Source organism: Pseudomonas sp. NPDC087690 (assembly GCF_044743175.1).
GTDB lineage: Bacteria > Pseudomonadota > Gammaproteobacteria > Pseudomonadales > Pseudomonadaceae > Aquipseudomonas.
In genome coordinates, this window is sequence record NZ_JBIUVX010000003.1 from 217,001 (window position 1) to 235,372 (window position 18,372).

The 18,372-nt window shown below is 57.3% G+C and carries 10 protein-coding genes, 3 rRNA genes and 1 pseudogene; 9 read left to right on the plus strand and 5 right to left on the minus strand.

The features are described from left to right. The first annotated feature begins 141 nt into the window (after positions 1-141). The 5 genes from ACIPIZ_RS08355 to ACIPIZ_RS08375 all read left to right on the plus strand — a co-directional run bounded on the left by ACIPIZ_RS08355 (position 142) and on the right by ACIPIZ_RS08375 (position 7,197). Positions 142-852, plus strand: coding sequence for a GntR family transcriptional regulator (locus ACIPIZ_RS08355; RefSeq protein ID WP_064389074.1), 711 nt, complete (start codon positions 142-144; stop codon positions 850-852). 749 nt (positions 853-1,601) lie between these two features. Continuing rightward, positions 1,602-2,375: a DUF3050 domain-containing protein gene (locus ACIPIZ_RS08360; protein WP_401164921.1), complete on the plus strand. Its 774-nt coding sequence runs from the start codon at positions 1,602-1,604 to the stop codon at positions 2,373-2,375. Further along, positions 2,372-3,301: a diiron oxygenase gene (locus ACIPIZ_RS08365; RefSeq protein WP_122661833.1), complete on the plus strand. Its 930-nt coding sequence runs from the start codon at positions 2,372-2,374 to the stop codon at positions 3,299-3,301. Before ACIPIZ_RS08360 ends, ACIPIZ_RS08365 begins: the two co-directional genes overlap by 4 nt. Positions 3,302-3,314: 13 nt before the next feature. After that, entirely contained in the window at positions 3,315-6,707 is a 3,393-nt protein-coding gene (locus tag ACIPIZ_RS08370) for a non-ribosomal peptide synthetase (RefSeq protein WP_401164924.1), read from the plus strand. Between the two features lie 22 nt (positions 6,708-6,729). Next, complete coding sequence (locus ACIPIZ_RS08375; protein ID WP_401164927.1) at positions 6,730-7,197, plus strand: SRPBCC family protein; 468 nt, start codon at positions 6,730-6,732, stop codon at positions 7,195-7,197. Positions 7,198-7,339: 142 nt separating this feature from the next. Here the strand turns inward: ACIPIZ_RS08375 and ACIPIZ_RS08380 are convergent, their stop codons facing one another. Continuing rightward, the gene (locus tag ACIPIZ_RS08380; protein ID WP_371857642.1) at positions 7,340-8,125 is read right to left on the minus strand and encodes a methyl-accepting chemotaxis protein; all 786 of its coding nucleotides are present in this window, start codon (positions 8,123-8,125) and stop codon (positions 7,340-7,342) included. Between the two features lie 69 nt (positions 8,126-8,194). Next, a pseudogene (locus ACIPIZ_RS08385) lies at positions 8,195-9,220 on the minus strand (cache domain-containing protein); the annotation flags it as partial. A 304-nt stretch (positions 9,221-9,524) separates the two neighbouring features. On the opposite strand from ACIPIZ_RS08385, the gene ACIPIZ_RS08390 reads away from it, so the two are divergent. The 4 genes from ACIPIZ_RS08390 (at position 9,525) to ACIPIZ_RS08405 (ending at position 14,876) form a co-directional block, all read left to right on the plus strand. After that, on the plus strand, positions 9,525-10,025 hold the full coding sequence (locus ACIPIZ_RS08390) for a sigma-70 family RNA polymerase sigma factor (protein WP_105708651.1): 501 nt from the start codon (positions 9,525-9,527) through the stop codon (positions 10,023-10,025). Then, entirely contained in the window at positions 10,025-11,026 is a 1,002-nt protein-coding gene (locus ACIPIZ_RS08395) for a FecR domain-containing protein (RefSeq protein ID WP_401164928.1), read from the plus strand. Before ACIPIZ_RS08390 ends, ACIPIZ_RS08395 begins: the two co-directional genes overlap by 1 nt. Positions 11,027-11,114: 88 nt before the next feature. Beyond that, positions 11,115-13,619 carry a TonB-dependent siderophore receptor gene (locus ACIPIZ_RS08400; protein ID WP_401164931.1) on the plus strand — a complete coding sequence of 835 codons (2,505 nt, stop codon included), beginning with the start codon at positions 11,115-11,117 and terminating at the stop codon, positions 13,617-13,619. Between the two features lie 78 nt (positions 13,620-13,697). After that, positions 13,698-14,876 carry a PepSY-associated TM helix domain-containing protein gene (locus ACIPIZ_RS08405; RefSeq protein WP_401164933.1) on the plus strand — a complete coding sequence of 393 codons (1,179 nt, stop codon included), beginning with the start codon at positions 13,698-13,700 and terminating at the stop codon, positions 14,874-14,876. 72 nt (positions 14,877-14,948) lie between these two features. On the opposite strand, the gene rrf (ACIPIZ_RS08410) is transcribed toward ACIPIZ_RS08405, so the two are convergent. The 3 genes from rrf (ACIPIZ_RS08410) to ACIPIZ_RS08420 all read right to left on the minus strand — a co-directional run bounded on the left by rrf (ACIPIZ_RS08410) (position 14,949) and on the right by ACIPIZ_RS08420 (position 18,345). Then, positions 14,949-15,064, minus strand: a 5S ribosomal RNA gene (gene rrf, locus ACIPIZ_RS08410). Between the two features lie 105 nt (positions 15,065-15,169). Continuing rightward, a 5S ribosomal RNA gene (gene rrf / locus ACIPIZ_RS08415) occupies positions 15,170-15,285 on the minus strand. A 166-nt stretch (positions 15,286-15,451) separates the two neighbouring features. Beyond that, positions 15,452-18,345, minus strand: a 23S ribosomal RNA gene (locus ACIPIZ_RS08420). Positions 18,346-18,372: the final 27 nt, after the last annotated feature.

An 18,372-nucleotide genomic window follows, 5' to 3' on the forward strand; every position in this document is an offset into this window, starting at 1 on the left:
AAAAAACAATGGCACCATGAGATCATCGCGACCGCGCTAAACTGCAAATGTAACGGCGTTCTTCTACACGGTTTGACAACCTGTAGAGCAATCACTAGTGTCATTTGGATCCAAATTCAGCCGAAAACAGGGTGCGTAGTCGTGACACAGAAGCCCAAACCGTTGCACAGCATCAAAGTCGATGGACCGATCCCTGCGCATCTTGCCCGTTCGGTCATCGAGGAAACCCTGCGCGCTGCCATCCTTGATGGGCGCCTGCCTTGCGGTACTGCGCTGCGCCAGCAGGATCTGGCCGATCTGTTCGGGGTCAGCCGCATGCCGGTGCGCGAAGCCTTGCGCCAGCTCGAAGCGCAGGATCTGCTCAGCGTCACCGCGCACAAAGGCGCGGTGGTCGCACCCCTGATTCAGGGCGATGCCCCCGAAACCTATCAACTGCGGATTCTGCTCGAGACCGAAGCCCTGCGGCAGTCGATTCCTTTGCTGACCAGCGCCGATCACGAACGCGCGGCCGGCTATATAGAAGAGCTCGAACACCAACACGACTACAGTGAAATTGGCCGGCTCAATCGTCTGTTCCACATGACCCTGTACAGCATGGCACCCAACCGGCGCCTGCTGCGGCTGGTCGAAGACGGGCTCAACGAAGAAGAACGCTTCCTGCGTTTCAATCTCGAAGCCATGGGCCTGGGCAAGCTGTCACAGGACGACCACCGGGCGATGCTGCAAGCGGCAATCGCGCGTGATGTCGAAGGCTCGGTGAGGTTGCTGGTGCATCACCTCAATCGTGGTGTCGATGTCATCACACGCTACCTTGCCAGCCCCGCCAGCCAGAGCCGCAAAACCTCGCGCTGAGGCCGTTGCTGCCGACGAATCACCCGCTTACAAATCCCTCGCCCGCGCCGCCACGAACGCCAGTGGCGGACTGGCGCACCTGCTCTAACCTTCCCGCGCCGCGCAGTCCGGTTTCGCCCTTCGCGATCACCAATCGGTAATAGCCGTGGCGGCAATTTACCCGCACTCTTGATCCGCCAACCCAATAAAGAACGGGCGACGCACCGCATCGTCGGCGCAGTCCCCGCACCAGGAACCTACGGAAGGAGCCTTGTCACGGGAAAAGGAAGTACAGGCGCCGGTCCCGGCCAACTTTCGCCCCTTTAAAACATTTAATTCTCTTCAGTAGAAAGTTGCTTCGAGTGAGGCATTCACTCTTGTCGATCGATTTTGGCCGTTATTAGCCGAAAGGAGCAACTACGCCCAAATAAAACTTAAATAAAAAGTTTTATCAGCACTCTTCATACTTGAAAAACAGCAAACTTGAAATAATTGAAAATATACTTGTTAAACACTTTCCGTCTGTATTAGTTTTTTCCACGCCGAGTTTGAACTTCGCCATACATTTCGGCACACGCCCAAAGCATCACCGGCAATGACTGCGGACTTAGGGCTAAACACCCATGGCGCCGCCGACGGGTACTACTGACTTTTCGGCAATAGCAGAGAGTTTCAATCAGCTGCAGCCACGACACATGCAAGTTACGGCAGCATTGATTGTTTAGTTGAAACAGCCGTTCCATTTCATATCAATGATAAAGGACATCATGATGCCCATTAAGAACCAACTCGCCCTGAAGAAAGCTGAACTGAGTATTCACCCGATCTTTTCCGAGATTACTTCGTTATCGGTATTACGTCGGTTCATGGAGACCCACGTATTTGCGGTGTGGGACTTCATGTCGCTGACCAAGCGTCTGCAACAGGAATTGACCTGCACCCGCTTGCCCTGGCTACCGCCACGCGATCCGCATGCCGCCCGGCTGATCAACGAGATCGTCTTGGGTGAAGAATCGGACGATCGTCTGGCAGAGGGGCACTACAGCCATTTCGAGTTGTACCTGGATGCAATGCGCGAAATTGGCGCCAGCACCACAGCAGTAGAGCGCTTTGTTGCTCTGCAGCAGGAAGGCGTAGGTTATGACGTGGCGTTGCAAAGCGTCGAGGTTGATCCGGCCGCCGCGCAATTCGTCCGCGACACCTTGCGCATCGCCCTGCATGCGCCGGGACACAGCGTGGCCGCAGCGTTCTTGCATGGTCGCGAGAGCGTGATCCCGACCATGTTCCAGCGCATCCTCGATGATTGGGGCATCGGCATCGAGCAGGCACCGACCTTTCGTTATTACCTGGAACGGCACATCGAGGTCGATTCCGAGGATCACGGTCCGGCGGCGGAGCAATTGCTGGACCGACTGGTCGATGGCGACCCGCAGCGTGAGGCCGAGGTCTACGCCAGCGCCATCGCCGCCGTGGAAAGCCGCATCGCCCTGTGGGACGGCCTGCGCCTGAGCATGCGTGAGCCATTGGCGGAGGTGGCCCAATGAATGCCGCCGACTATCAATCTTTCGCGGATGTCTGGGAGAGTCGCGCGACCATTCGCACCCGCCCTCGACGTGTGCTGGAGGACGACGAGCGCCTGATCTATCCCCTCAGCCGGCAACCCCTGGTGCTCAGTGAAACCTTCCTGCGCGAATGCCCGCAACAGCGTGATTTCGCGCTGGTGCAGACGCTGTACAAGTTCATCAACGATGTGGTGATTTTCGAAACGGAAATCGTCGACAAGACCGCACGCAGCATCGCCAAGGATCGCTTCGCCGTGCCCTTCCCGTTCGCCTGTCGTTACGACGCGATGACCGTGGTGGTCGACGAGGATTACCACGCGTTGGTGGCGATGGATTTCATGCAACAAACGGTGGCGATGACCGGCATCGAGCCGATCCGGTTGCCCGATGAAATCGAGTTGAGCCGGGCGATTCCGGCGGCTGTAGCGCTGGCACCGGAGCACCTGCGCAGCGCGGTCGAATTGATTTGCGTGGCTATTGCTGAAAACACCGTGACCGGCGATGTCGCCGCGTTCGCCCGCGACGACTCGGTCAAACCGTCGATCAAAGGCCTGATGGCCGATCACTTGCTTGATGAAGGTCGCCATTCGAGTTTCTGGGCGCGGATGGTGCGCATCTATTGGTACACCGCAAACGCGGCGGATCGCGAAACCATTGCGCAGATCCTGCCGGTGTTCATCGGCCACTACCTGACCAACGACATCCAGAAAGCCTTCGACCTGCGCCTGATCGATGCGCTGCCGGTCAGCGAGGCCACACGGCGCTCGCTCAAAGACGAAATGGCCGGACTGGCGTTCCCGATCAATCGCCATCACCCGCTGGTGGGCAACATCGCCAAGTTCTTCCACAACAGCTCGCTGCTCGACACACCGTGCGTGCAGCACGCCCTGCGCGACTACCTGGTTTGATGAGGAGGCCGACATGAAACGTCTCGACATTTTGCTGATTGGCACCAGTCAGGCCATGACCGATCTGGCGCAGGAACTTGAACAACACGGTCACTCCTTGCAACGCAGCGTTGCGGGTACATCGACGGTGGATCTGATCATCGACGATGGCTTCCTCGGCGCCGGCGATCTCTGCGCCATCCCGCACCTGCATTTGCGTCTGGGCGTCTGCGCGCACAGCGCAGCGGGTTTACCAACACTCGATCTGCTGTGCTTTCTCGGCTCATCACTGATCAGTCGTGTGCCGATTGGTGATGAACCGTCCGGCAACGGTCAGGCACTGCGTCAGCGGGTACTGACGCATATCGTCGACGAAGTAGCCTTGCTGGTCAGCCGCTTCTCCCGCGATACGGATTATTTTCAGCAGACCACATCGCTGAAAGCCCCGGATTTCGAGCGCATGGAAAACCTGCTGTTTCTCGAGAGCCTGGCGTACGTCCATCACCACAACGACACCGCGAATACGGCGTTGCTGGAACAGGCGAAGGCTCCCGTTATCGAGCGGCTGCAACAGAGCCTGATCGAACACGCCGAACGCCCGGCGTTGCACATCGGCGAACGCTCCTTCAGTTACCAGCAATTGCACGCCCATAGCCGGGCTATTCAACAGCGTTTGCTGCCGTTACTTGAGCAGCATCCGCAGCCATGGGTGGTCGGTATCTGCCTGCCGAAAAGTCCGGCGCTGTTCGCCTCGATTCTGGCGATCCTCGGCAGCGGCGCGGTGTACTTGCCGCTGGAGCCGAGCCATCCGCTGCAGCGTCAGCAATACATTCTGCACAACGCCGGCGCGTTGTTGTTGCTGCATGATGGCGAGCATCCGCTGAGCGCAACGATGGCTGGGCTCGACGTCAGTGGCGTCGACAGTGCCGAAGCCGATCTCGGCCAACCGTTGATGCGCCAGCGTCCTGAACTTGAGGCGCCGTGCATGGCGCTCTACACCTCGGGCACCACCGGCCACCCCAAAGGCGTGTTGCTCAGTCAGGCCAACCTTGCGCACTTCACCACTTGGTACGCCGACTACGTGCAGTTGCACGCCGAGAGTCGGGTGCTGCAGTTTTCTTCGTTGAGTTTCGATTCATCGTTGATCGATATCTTCCCGACCTTACTTTCAGGCGCCGAACTGGTGGTGCCTGACGACACGCAACGGCGTGATCCGCTGCAACTGATCGCGCTGATCCGTCGGCGGCAACTGAGCCACGCGTTCCTGCCGCCGGCGCTGCTGAGCATCCTGCCGCTGGAACAACTGGAAGGTGTGCAAGTGATGACCGGTGGCGATGTCTGCGAGCCGTTCGTCATCGAGCAACTGACCCGCCAGGGCACGCTGCACAACCTTTACGGCCCGACCGAAGCCACGGTGCTGATCACCGCGCGTCAGGTCAAACCCGGTGACAGCAACCGCAGTCTCGGCGCGCCCATCGCCAACAGCCAGGTGTTGATTCTCGATGACGATTTGCAGCCCGTGCAGGAGCAAACCGTCGGCGAATTGTTCATCGTCGGCCCCGGTGTCTGCCTCGGTTATCTGAACAATCCACAGCAGACCGCCGAGCGTTATCTGACCTTGAATCTGCCGGACGGCCAAACGTTGCGCGCCTACCGCAGCGGTGACATGGCGAAGTGGGGCGAGCACGGGATCGAGCTGTGTGGGCGACGCGACAATCAGGTGAAGATCCGGGGTTTCCGGGTCGAGCCGGAAGAGATCGAGCGTTGCCTGCGCGAGAGCCGGCTGTACCGGCAAGTGGCGGTGGTGATCGACAGCCAGCGGCGGATTCTGGCGTTCCTCGCGCAAGCGCAATCAGACACGGCCCGCCATGCGCTGAAGGCTCACGCGCAGCAATTTCTACCGGACTATATGCAACCGGTGGCGTGGACCGAGCTGGCCGGCATGCCCTTCGCCAGCAATGGCAAAGTCGACCGCAAAGCCTTGCTGGAATTGCCGGTGAGCGTCCAGGACACCGGCCCGAAGTGCCTGCCGGCAAATGCCGACGAAGCGCTACTGCTGGAGATCTGGGCCGAGTTGCTGGAGCTGCCGGGCAGCGACATCTCTACCGACGAAAGCTTCTTCAATCTCGGCGGCCACTCGATTCTGTTGTCGCGGATGTTGCTGCGTTTGCGTGAGGAGTTCGGCCGCAGCATTTCGATCAATCGCTTCATCGAACTGCCGACCATCATCAAGCTTGCGACGCTGGTGCGTGGCACCGATGACAGCGCCGTACTTAGCGCTCAGGCCATGGCCGACGCCGAGCGTGCACTGGAAATCGAACCGCTGCCGATCAGCCGCATGGGCGATGTGCACAAGGTCATCGTCACTGGCGCCAACAGCTTTGTCGGTGTGCACATCGTCGAGGCGCTGCTCGGTTGGGGTGCCAGCGAAGTGGCGTGTCTGGTGCGCGACGGCGGCGGGCAAACAGCGGCGCAACGCTTTGCCGAGTCACTGCGAGAAAACCGCCTGGAGCATCTGGATCTGCGTCGTGTGCGGGTTTACGCGGCGGATATAACGCGTCCGCAGTTGGGCCTGGATGACGACGATTATCAGCGCCTCGATCGTGAGTTCGGCGCACTGGTGCACAACGCTGCCAACGTTAACCACGTACTCGATTACGAGTCGCTGGCGGCAGACAACGTCGAGCCGGTTTTTGCCCTGCTGCGTTTGTGCGAAGGGCAGAGCAAAAAGGTTTTCAATTTCGTCTCGACGCTGTCGGCTTCAAGTACGGTCGACGACGCGGGGCGAGTGCTGGAAATGCCTGCCGCGCCAACGCCGCCGATCTACATTCGCAACGGCTACAACCTGTCGAAGTGGGTCGGCGAACGCATTCTCGAACGGGCGCGGGAACGGGGTGTGCGGGTCAACTTGTATCGCCCCGGCAACATCAGCTTCAACAGTTTGAGCGGCGTCTGTCAGCCGCACAAAAACCGTTTGATGTTGATGCTCAAAGGCTCGATCCAGCTCGGTCAGGTGCCGGCCTTCGCACTGAACTTCGACCTGATGCCGGTGGACTTTCTCGCCCGCTTCATCGCCTTCCACGCCAGCCGTTATTCGCCCGAGCGCGCGGTGTTCAACCTGCATAACCCCGAGCCGCTGAGCTGGGATGCCTACGTCGCGTCGTTCCGCGAAACCGGCAGCGAGTTCGCGCTGGTCAGCGTCGCCGACTGGCAGCAGCAACTGGGGCGCGTCGATGCCGACAACGCGTTGTTCGGCGTACTCGGCTTCTACCTCAACGGCTTTGAGGAAGACATCGGTGACATCTCGCTGATCGGCCACGCCAACGCCCAGGCCGGCGTGCAACAGATGGGTGCGCACTACCCGCAAAAATCCCCGGCGCTGCTGCGTCGTGGCTGCGACTACCTGAAAGAAATCAACTTCATCTGACTCAACAACAAGGAGCAACACCATGAGCAATTTGCAACCGGACACCCTGATCAAAAACCCGCATGGCTGCCACGTTGTGTCGTCGGTGGAGGTACCGGCGGACGCGGCGCAAGTCTGGGCGGTGGTCGGTAACTTCGGCGGTTTCGACCGTTTCATTCCGGCGCTGTCGCACATCGAAATGACGGGTGAGGGCGTGTCCTCGCTACGCAAGAAATGCTTCAAGGACGGCAACGTGGTGGTCGAACAACTCAACTCCCGCGATGAGCAGGCACGCAGCATGACCTGGACAACGATTTACAACACGTTGGGGGTGGCGAATCTGTGGGCGGCGATGAATGTGGAAGCGCTGGTCGCAGGCAAGTCCCGGGCGACGTGGACGATCATTGCCGAGCCGGCCTCGGGCGGTGAGGAAGCGCTGCCCGGGTTCAAGGATTTTGTGCAGGGGTTTGCCGATGATGCGATGGGGAATGTATTGAAGCTGTTTGTTTAAGGCTTGAGTTTGGCGGTGAGTTGTAGACCGCTATCGCGAGCAGGCTCACTCCTACAGTTGATCGGGTTCCTTCAGATGGAACCCGGTTAATTTGTAGGAGCGAGCCTGCTCGCGATGAACGATAACGCGGTCTGACTTGAGGTCAGATCTTGAAGCTGTCGACCAGTTGCTTCAGGCGGTTGGCCTGCTGCGACAACGCATCACAATCCTTCAACGTTTCATTGAGGTTGGCCACGCTCTGCTGGTTCAGCAGGTTGATCTGGTTGACGTCGACGTTGAGAGTTTCCACCACGGCGGTCTGCTCTTCGGTAGCGGCGGCGACCGACTGGTTCATGCCGTCGATTTCGCCGATACGCTGGGTCACGCTGACCAGGCGCAAACCGGCCTGATTGGCCACTTCAACGCTTTGCTCGCTGGACGCCTGGCTGGCGTTCATCGTGCTCACCGCTTCACGCGAACCGACTTGCAGCGACGTGATCATCTTGTGGATCTCTTCCGCCGACTCCTGGGTGCGATGGGCAAGGTTACGCACCTCGTCCGCCACCACGGCAAAACCACGTCCGGCTTCACCGGCACGCGCCGCTTCGATCGCGGCGTTGAGTGCCAGCAGGTTGGTCTGTTGCGAGATGCCTTTGATCACATCGAGGATGTGGCCGATGTTGTCGGTGCTGGCATTGAGGGTTTCGATCTGCGTGCACGACAGGCTGATCTTCTGCGACAGCTCGGTCATCGCCAGGATCGTCTGCTCGACCACCTGACGCCCATCATCGGCCTGCTCACTGGCGCCGCTGGCGTGTTGCGAAGCATCGGCGGCGTTGCGGGCGATTTCCTGAGTAGCGGCGCCCAGTTCGTTGATCGCCGCAGCGACGCTGTTGGTGCGCGCGCTTTGTTCGTCAGAACCGACGATCGAGGCGTTGGACGACGCCATCACCCGTTGCGACAGGTCATGTACATGGCGAGTCGCCGAAGACACTTCGGAAATCGACGCATGAATTCGCTCGACGAACTGGTTGAACGCACTGCCCAGCTCGCCGAACTCATCTTTGCTCTCAACCACCAGACGACGGGTCAGGTCGCCCTCGCCCTGAGCGATGTCCTGCATCGCGCGGCCCATGGTGGTCAGCGGACGCATCAGCACGTTGATCAACAGGCTGAGCAGCAGCGCAATCGCGCCGACAGCGACAAACATCGCGATCAGTGCCGAGGTGCGGAATTGGCTGAGTGCGGCGTAGGCTTTGTCGCGATCGATCGACAGACCGATGTACCACTGCGCATTCGGCAGATCGCTGACCGGGGTGAACGACAGAATGCGTTCCTGGCCGTTGAGCACGACGTTCTGGTTGCCCTTCTCGATGCGTACGCTGGTGTTCGGGTAGATGTCTTTCAGGTTTTTCATGACCTGATCTTTGTCCGGACTGACAATCACTTGACCGTCGGCGCTGACCAGGAACGCGTGGCCGAGGCCGCCGAAGTCAACCGAGTTGATGATCTTCACCAGGGTTTCCAGGCTCAAGTCACCACCAACCACGCCGAGCAGCTCGCCGTTCTTTTTCACCGGCATGGCGATGGTCACTACCAGCCCGCCGACAGCGGCCATGTACGGCGGCGTCAGCATGGTTTTGTCAGCCACAACGGCTTGCTTGTACCAAGGGCGCTGACGCGGATCGTAGCCGTCCGGCATCTTCGCGTCAGGGCGCTGGGTGAATACACCGTTGGCCTGACCGACGTAGGTGAACTGGAAATTCGAGGTGAAGGCCGGTTGATCGACCAGACCCGGGAAGTCGGCGTCCTTGCCCTGATGGGCAACGTTCTGCGCGAGGTTTTCCAGCACCAGAATCCGCCCGCTCATCCAGTTCTGCACGCTGCTGGCGGTCAGATCACCGGCCTGCTGCACAGAGGACTGGAGGTTCTGGCGAATGGTGTTTCGCTGCAGATAGTCGTTGTAGAGGGTGAACAGCGCGAACGCCAGGACCACGACGCCCGAGGCGGCCAACAGGATTTTATGGCTGAACTTGAGATTCATTTCATGGGACTTCTTATGCCAAAAGTGGGGATGCGTTCCGGATGCAACATTCCATGTACAGCGCAGGCAGCGTTCTTCTGGCCGCTCTACTTTGGTGCACGCATGTCTCACCAGTCTGTCGGCACGTTTCGGAGAAATCTTAGGGTCGTGGGGGAAATGGATGGAATTTCTGGCAGATTCCCGCCGAACGGCGCGCTAGAGCGGCTGATAACCGGTTTTTTACGACGGTCGCATCAACGGCAGTTGCAAATTCTGTAACCCTTGATGACAATGCGAGTAATTATCATTTGTGACGTTCGCGTTCATGTCCTCACCTGAGTTTGCAGTACAGGCGCTTTACAGTAGTCATCACGGCTGGCTCAACGCTTGGCTGCGCGTGCGGTTGGGCAATGCAGCGGATGCAGCAGATCTGGCACAGGACACCTTCGTGCGCCTGTTGCAACGCACCGAACGCCTCGAACTCAAAACGCCCCGCGCCTTTCTGCGTACCGTCGCTCGCGGCCTGGTGATTGATCACTGGCGCCGCGAGGAAATCGAACGCGCCTATCTGGAAACCATCGCACATCTACCCGAAGCCGAAACGCCGAGTGCCGAAGCCCGCGCACTGGTGATCGAACTGCTGGAGAGCATCGCGCGCATGCTTGAAGGACTGAAACCGAAAGTGCGTCAGGCCTTTCTGTTGGCGCAGTGCGAAGGGTTGACCCACAAGCAGATCGCCGAACAGATGGGTTTGTCGCTGCGCTCAGTGGAACGCTACGTCGCTGATGCGCTGTATCACTGCTACGTACTGCGGTACGAAAGCTGATGCCTGTGGATAACGTGTCTCTCGGACGTCGCGGCGAGCCGCAGCAGCAAGTGGTCAAGCAAGCCATCCATTGGCTGTTGCGCTTGCGCAATAACCATGGCAATTCGAGGTTGAATCGCCAGTGTGAGCAGTGGCGTGCCGAACACCACGAGCATGAACTGGCCTGGCAACGGGTGCAGTCGCTGCAAGCCGAGTTGAGCAGTAACCTTCGCGCGGTGCCCGGTGCGCAAGTGGCATTCAATACCCTGGAAAACGGCGCACAGGGTTTGGGTCGGCGACAGGCTTTGAAGTTGTTGTCTGGCGCATTGCTGATGGGCTCCGCCGCTTGGTTGGCCAAGGACACGGCTGCGTGGCAGCAATGGCGTGCCGATTACGCCACAGCGACTGGCGAGCGGCGCGGCTTCCAGCTACCGGACGGCACGCGCATCGAACTCAACACCGCCAGCGCCGTGGATCTGGATTACACCGCGCAGCAGCGGCTGATCCAACTGACCCGTGGCGAGATCATTGTCACGTGTGGTGGCTCCGACGAGGGCGCGCCGTCTGATCGGCCGCTGCGCGTACAAGATCGTCACGGGGCTTATGAGCCCGTCGATGCCCGCTTCATTTTGCGTCAGGAACATGACTGCACTCGGCTCAGCGTCACCCATGGTGAGGTTGCGATCCTTTCCGGCAGCACTTCGGTACAGGCACTCGCCGGGCAGAGTTATCTGATCGACCATCATCAGGTCCGCCCGGCCCCGACGCCGGACATGGACGCTGGCGCTTGGGTCGATGGCTTGATCGTCACACGCAATATGCGCCTCGGTGATTTCCTCAGCGAAGTCGGACGTTATCGTCAGGGCTTTCTGACCTGCGCTTCGGACGTTTCCGACTTGCGTCTGTCCGGCGTGTTCCGCCTCGAAGACACCGACAAGCTGTTGGCCATCCTGCCGCAGACGTTGCCGGTGAAATTGCGCTATCGCACCCGCTGGTGGGTGACCCTGGAACATGTCGTGTGAAATTATTCTGGCGGGTTTTCGCAGACTGTCCGGCTTAGTCAGTAAGCACTTCAACTCAAGCGTTTGCGACTTCCTACGGAAACCCACAATGACTGTCCCCGCCACCTGTAAGAACTCTCCGAAATTCACCGGCGAATCGCGTGTTTTGCGTCATGCCGTTCGAGCAGCGCTGCTCTCTACCGCGCTGGGTGTGGCGGTGTTGCCGAGCCTGAGCGTGGCTGCCGGCACTGTTAACACTGAAGTCGGCCATCGTTACAACATCGCTGCGGGTCCATTGGGTGAAGCGCTGAATCAATTCGCGCGTCAGGCTGGCATCACCCTGGCGATGACTCCGCAACAAACTCAGGGACGGCAATCGCCAGGCGTACAGGGTGAGTATTCGACTGATCAGGCATTGAGTCATTTGCTCGGCGGCTCCGGACTGGAAGCGATCAGTCTGGATGGCAGCAGCTACACCTTGCGGTCGGTCGCGCAAAGCGATGCACTGGCCCTGCCCACCACCGACATCAAAGGCTTCGCCCTCGGTAACGCGCTGGGCAACATGGACGGCTACAACGCCACCCACAGTCAGATCGCCACCAAAACCAGTACCGCGCTGCTGGAAACTTCGCAAAGTGTGTCCGTGGTTACTCGCGAGCAAATGGACGACCAGGGCTCGCAGACGGTCTCGCAGGCGATGCGCTACACACCCGGTGTGCTGACCAATCCGTATGGCGCAACTCACCGTTATGACTATGTCGCTATGCGCGGCTTCAATGACGGCTCGGTGGACAACATTTACCTCGACGGCCTCAAGTCGATGGGCGACAGCGGCACTTACAGCACCATGCAGGTCGATCCATATTTCCTTGAGCGTGTGGACATTCTCAAAGGCCCGTCGTCGGTTCTATACGGTCGCAGTTCGCCGGGCGGCCTGGTGGCGTTGACCAGCAAAAAACCGCTGTATGAGGCTTACCATCAAGTGCAGGCCACGGTCGGCACGCAGGGTCAGCGCGGGGTTGGTTTTGACTTCAGCGGCCCGATCGATGACGACAAGCGCATTGCCTATCGTCTGACCGGGTTGTCGGATCAGTCCGACACGCAATTTGACCACAACAAGGAAAAACGCTTCGCCCTGGCACCGACGTTGAGTATCGATTTCAGTGAAGACACATCGCTGACATTGCAGGCGTATCTGCAGCACGACCCGGACGGTGGCTATCACGGTGGTGTGCCAGCCGATGGCACGATTCATCAACGCAATGGCAACCGCCTCTCACCGCATTTCTTCGAAGGTGAGCCGGGGATTGACGGTTACTCGCGTGATCAGCAGTCGTTCGGTTATCAGTTCGAACATCGCTTCAACGATGTCTTCACTGCACGGCAGAACTTCCGCTACCTCGACTCCAAAGTGAACATGGATCAGGTCTACGCTTATGGCTGGACCACGCCAACCAGCAACGAGTTGAATCGCTACTACACCGGCGGTGATGAGCGGCTGCATGCGTTCATTGTCGACAACATGCTTCAGGCTGAATTTTTCACGGGTGCGACTAAACACACGGTGTTGATGGGCGCGGATTATCAGCGGCGTAAAACCGTGGTCGACTGGACCAGCGGCGGGCTCGCACCGATCAATGCGTTCAACCCGGTGTACGGCAACTCAGCGATCGATATGTATGGCGATACCAGTTACCTGCGGCGCCTGGAGCAGACCGGGGTTTACCTGCAAGACCTGATCGAGATGGACAAATGGCGCTTCTCGCTGGGCCTGCGTCAGGACTGGGTCGAGACATCCGATGAAAACCGCATTGCCGAAGCAGGGCGCCCTGAGGGGACAGAGATCAACGACCGCCGCACCAAACTCACTGGCCGTGCCGGCGCGCTCTACCTGTTCGATAACGGTCTGGCGCCGTACATCAGCTATTCCGAGTCGTTCAACCCTAACTCCTACGCCGACAGCGCCGGGAACCCGCTGGCACCTACCGATGGCACGCAATGGGAAGTCGGCCTGAAGTATCAACCACTGGGCACTGACAATCTGTTCACTGCATCGCTGTTTCGCATTGATCAGGAGAACCTGGCGACCAAGCTTCCGCAGGAAAACTTCTATCGCGCTGTCGGCGCTGTCCGCTCGCAAGGTCTGGAGCTGGAAGCGCACATGCAGTTGACCGACAACCTCAAAGTCCTCGGCAGCTACACCTTCACCGACATCGAGTATTCGAAGTCGATGGTCAGCACGTTGAGCACGCCGACCGATGTGATCGAGAACAAGGGCAACTCGCCGACGCAGGCACCGCGACACATGGCCTCGTTGTGGGCTGACTACAAATTCGACAGCGCGGCACTTGATGGCCTGCGCCTGGGCGGTGGCGTGCGGTATGTCGGATACAGCTGGGCGGATGCGGAGAACACCCTGAAGGTGCCGTCCTACACATTGTTCGACGCCTCGATTGGCTACGACCTGGGCAAGGTCGGGTTGAAGGGCGTTGACGTTCGCCTGAACGCGAACAATCTGACCAATGAGTCCTATGTGGCGTCCTGCGCCAGTCTGAACTTCTGCTATTTGGGTGAAGAGCGCAACGTCGCGGCGACCGTCAGCTACCAGTTCTAAACCTTTTGTCCTGTGCATAAAAAAGCCAGCCCCTGAATGTCAGGGGCTGGCTTTGTCGTATTTGAAGGAAAATTTTTCATGCGCGCATTTCTGGTTTTGTTGCATCGCTATATCGGCTTGGCCATCGCGGTATTTTTACTGCTGGCGGGAATCACCGGGAGCATTCTTGCGTTCAACCATGAGCTGGATGAGTGGTTGAATCCCGAGTTTTATAGCGCCTCGGCGCAGGGCTTACGATTGCCACCGGGCGAGCTGGTTGATGCGCTGCAAGCTGCACATCCGAAGCTGCAGGTCTGGTATATGGAGTATCCGCATGAGGCGGGGAATACGGCATTGCTGGCGGCGGTTCCGCGCAATGACCCAACGACCGGCAAGCCGTTTGATGAACGTAATCAGGTGTTCTATCTGGATCCGGTGAACGCTGAACAGAAGGGGCAGCGTTACTGGGGGGAATGCTGTTTTCAGCGGGAAAACTTTGTCCCGTTTATCCTCGAGTTCCACTACAACCTGACATTGCCAGGCAATTGGGGGTTGTGGCTGATGGGATTGGTAGCCATCGCCTGGATGATCGATTGTTTCATCGCTTTGTGGCTGACGTTACCGCGTGGCAAGCCGTTCTGGAAGAAGTGGTCGGCGGCCTGGAAGATCAAGGGTGGGCATGCGTATCGGCTGAACTTCGACCTGCATCGCGCCGGTGGGTTGTGGTTGTGGCTTTTATTGCTGCCAATCGCTGTCAGCAGTGTGGCGATGAACTTGCCGAGTCAGGTGTTCAAGCCTGCTGTGTCGTTGTTTTCATCGATCGAACCGAGCGTCTATGAGGCACGAGGGCGGATGCCTGTGGGTGAGCTTGGGATAACGCAGTTGAGTTATCAACAGGCATACGAGAGGGCATTACAGGAGGGAAAAAGGTTAGGACTGACAGCTGGGATCGGGGAGTTGTACTACAGCTTTGAATACAACTTTTACGGTGCAGGATTTGGTCAACACGACACAGACGCTCATGGTAAATCCTGGTTGTTCTTTCATGGTACGGATGGGCGATTGCTAGGGCAGGAGATCGCTGGACAGGGAACGTTGGGGGAACAGTTTTACCGGTTGCAGTTGCCCATACACGGAGGTCGGATCATTGGTGTTACCGGGCAGGTGATGATCGCGGTACTAGGGCTTTTGATTGCGGGGTTGTCGGGGACTGGCGTTTATATCTGGTGGCGCAAATGGCTGGCACGACGCATGAGCAGGGCACGCAAAGCAGTTTGACGTTCGGTTTTGGCAGGCACTGAAATGACAAAACCCCTGTCTGCGTTAGCAGACAGGGGTTTCGGAATTTAATCTTGACGATGACCTACTCTCACATGGGGAAACCCCACACTACCATCGGCGATGCATCGTTTCACTACTGAGTTCGGGATGGGATCAGGTGGTTCCAACGCTCTATGGTCGTCAAGAAATTCTGTATCTGACCTGTCAACACGGTAACAGGCCAGCAAAAACGGATGTTTCTACTAAAACAAAACCCCAATTGCTTTCGCAATTGGGGTTTCGGAATTTAATCTTGACGATGACCTACTCTCACATGGGGAAACCCCACACTACCATCGGCGATGCATCGTTTCACTGCTGAGTTCGGGATGGGATCAGGTGGTTCCAACGCTCTATGGTCGTCAAGAAATTCGGGTACTGAGTCGTGGCCTTATGGCCTCGCTTCAGCAAATTGGGTATGTGACAGCAGGTGTTTTGTGAACATCGAACTTTCGGTTCATTTCGTCTTCACACACCGCAATCTGGTCTCTCTCGCTTTTCAGCTCGGAGCATGCAAATTGCTTGGGTGTTATATGGTCAAGCCTCACGGGCAATTAGTATTGGTTAGCTCAACGCCTCACAGCGCTTACACACCCAACCTATCAACGTCGTAGTCTTCGACGGCCCTTCAGGGAACTCAAGGTTCCAGTGAGATCTCATCTTGAGGCAAGTTTCCCGCTTAGATGCTTTCAGCGGTTATCTTTCCCGAACATAGCTACCCGGCAATGCCACTGGCGTGACAACCGGAACACCAGAGGTTCGTCCACTCCGGTCCTCTCGTACTAGGAGCAGCCCCTCTCAAATCTCAAACGTCCACGGCAGATAGGGACCGAACTGTCTCACGACGTTCTAAACCCAGCTCGCGTACCACTTTAAATGGCGAACAGCCATACCCTTGGGACCGGCTTCAGCCCCAGGATGTGATGAGCCGACATCGAGGTGCCAAACACCGCCGTCGATATGAACTCTTGGGCGGTATCAGCCTGTTATCCCCGGAGTACCTTTTATCCGTTGAGCGATGGCCCTTCCATACAGAACCACCGGATCACTAAGACCTACTTTCGTACCTGCTCGACGTGTCTGTCTCGCAGTCAAGCGCGCTTTTGCCTTTATACTCTACGACCGATTTCCGACCGGTCTGAGCGCACCTTCGTACTCCTCCGTTACTCTTTAGGAGGAGACCGCCCCAGTCAAACTACCCACCATACACTGTCCTCGATCCGGATAACGGACCTGAGTTAGAACCTCAAAGTTGCCAGGGTGGTATTTCAAGGATGGCTCCACGCGAACTGGCGTCCACGCTTCAAAGCCTCCCACCTATCCTACACAAGCAAATTCAAAGTCCAGTGCAAAGCTATAGTAAAGGTTCACGGGGTCTTTCCGTCTAGCCGCGGATACACTGCATCTTCACAGCGATTTCAATTTCACTGAGTCTCGGGTGGAGACAGCGCCGCCATCGTTACGCCATTCGTGCAGGTCGGAACTTACCCGACAAGGAATTTCGCTACCTTAGGACCGTTATAGTTACGGCCGCCGTTTACCGGGGCTTCGATCAAGAGCTTCGCGTTAGCTAACCCCATCAATTAACCTTCCGGCACCGGGCAGGCGTCACACCCTATACGTCCACTTTCGTGTTTGCAGAGTGCTGTGTTTTTAATAAACAGTCGCAGCGGCCTGGTATCTTCGACCGGCATGAGCTTACGGAGCAAGTCCTTCACCCTCACCGGCGCACCTTCTCCCGAAGTTACGGTGCCATTTTGCCTAGTTCCTTCACCCGAGTTCTCTCAAGCGCCTTGGTATTCTCTACCCAACCACCTGTGTCGGTTTGGGGTACGGTTCCTGGTTACCTGAAGCTTAGAAGCTTTTCTTGGAAGCATGGCATCAACCACTTCGTGTTCTAAAAGAACACTCGTCATCAGCTCTCGGCCTTAGAATCCCGGATTTACCTAAGATTCCAGCCTACCACCTTAAACTTGGACAACCAACGCCAAGCTGGCCTAGCCTTCTCCGTCCCTCCATCGCAATAACCAGAAGTACAGGAATATTAACCTGTTTTCCATCGACTACGCTTTTCAGCCTCGCCTTAGGGACCGACTAACCCTGCGTCGATTAACGTTGCGCAGGAAACCTTGGTCTTTCGGCGTGGGTGTTTTTCACACCCATTGTCGTTACTCATGTCAGCATTCGCACTTCTGATACCTCCAGCAAGCTTCTCAACTCACCTTCACAGGCTTACAGAACGCTCCTCTACCGCATCATCCGAAGATGATACCCGTAGCTTCGGTGTATGGTTTGAGCCCCGTTACATCTTCCGCGCAGGCCGACTCGACTAGTGAGCTATTACGCTTTCTTTAAAGGGTGGCTGCTTCTAAGCCAACCTCCTAGCTGTCTAAGCCTTCCCACATCGTTTCCCACTTAACCATAACTTTGGGACCTTAGCTGACGGTCTGGGTTGTTTCCCTTTTCACGACGGACGTTAGCACCCGCCGTGTGTCTCCCATGCTCGGCACTTGTAGGTATTCGGAGTTTGCATCGGTTTGGTAAGTCGGGATGACCCCCTAGCCGAAACAGTGCTCTACCCCCTACAGTGATACATGAGGCGCTACCTAAATAGCTTTCGAGGAGAACCAGCTATCTCCGAGCTTGATTAGCCTTTCACTCCGATCCACAGGTCATCCGCTAACTTTTCAACGGTAGTCGGTTCGGTCCTCCAGTTAGTGTTACCCAACCTTCAACCTGCCCATGGATAGATCGCCCGGTTTCGGGTCTATTCCCAGCGACTAGACGCCCTATTAAGACTCGCTTTCGCTACGCCTCCCCTATTCGGTTAAGCTCGCCACTGAAAATAAGTCGCTGACCCATTATACAAAAGGTACGCAGTCACCCAACAAAGTGGGCTCCCACTGCTTGTACGCATACGGTTTCAGGATCTATTTCACTCCCCTCTCCGGGGTTCTTTTCGCCTTTCCCTCACGGTACTAGTTCACTATCGGTCAGTCAGTAGTATTTAGCCTTGGAGGATGGTCCCCCCATATTCAGACAAAGTTTCTCGTGCTCCGTCCTACTCGATTTCATGACTAAGAGATTTTCGCGTACAGGGCTATCACCCACTATGGCCGCACTTTCCAGAGCGTTCCGCTAATCTCAAAGCCACTTAAGGGCTAGTCCCCGTTCGCTCGCCACTACTAAGGGAATCTCGGTTGATTTCTTTTCCTCAGGGTACTTAGATGTTTCAGTTCCCCTGGTTCGCCTCTTGCACCTATGTATTCAGTACAAGATAACCATCTTATGATGGCTGGGTTCCCCCATTCAGACATCTCCGGATCAAAGTCTGTTTGCCGACTCCCCGAAGCTTTTCGCAGGCTACCACGTCTTTAATAGCAACTGACTGCCAAGGAAACAACCGTATGCTCTTCTTCACATGACCATATAAACCCAAACAATCTGGTTAGAC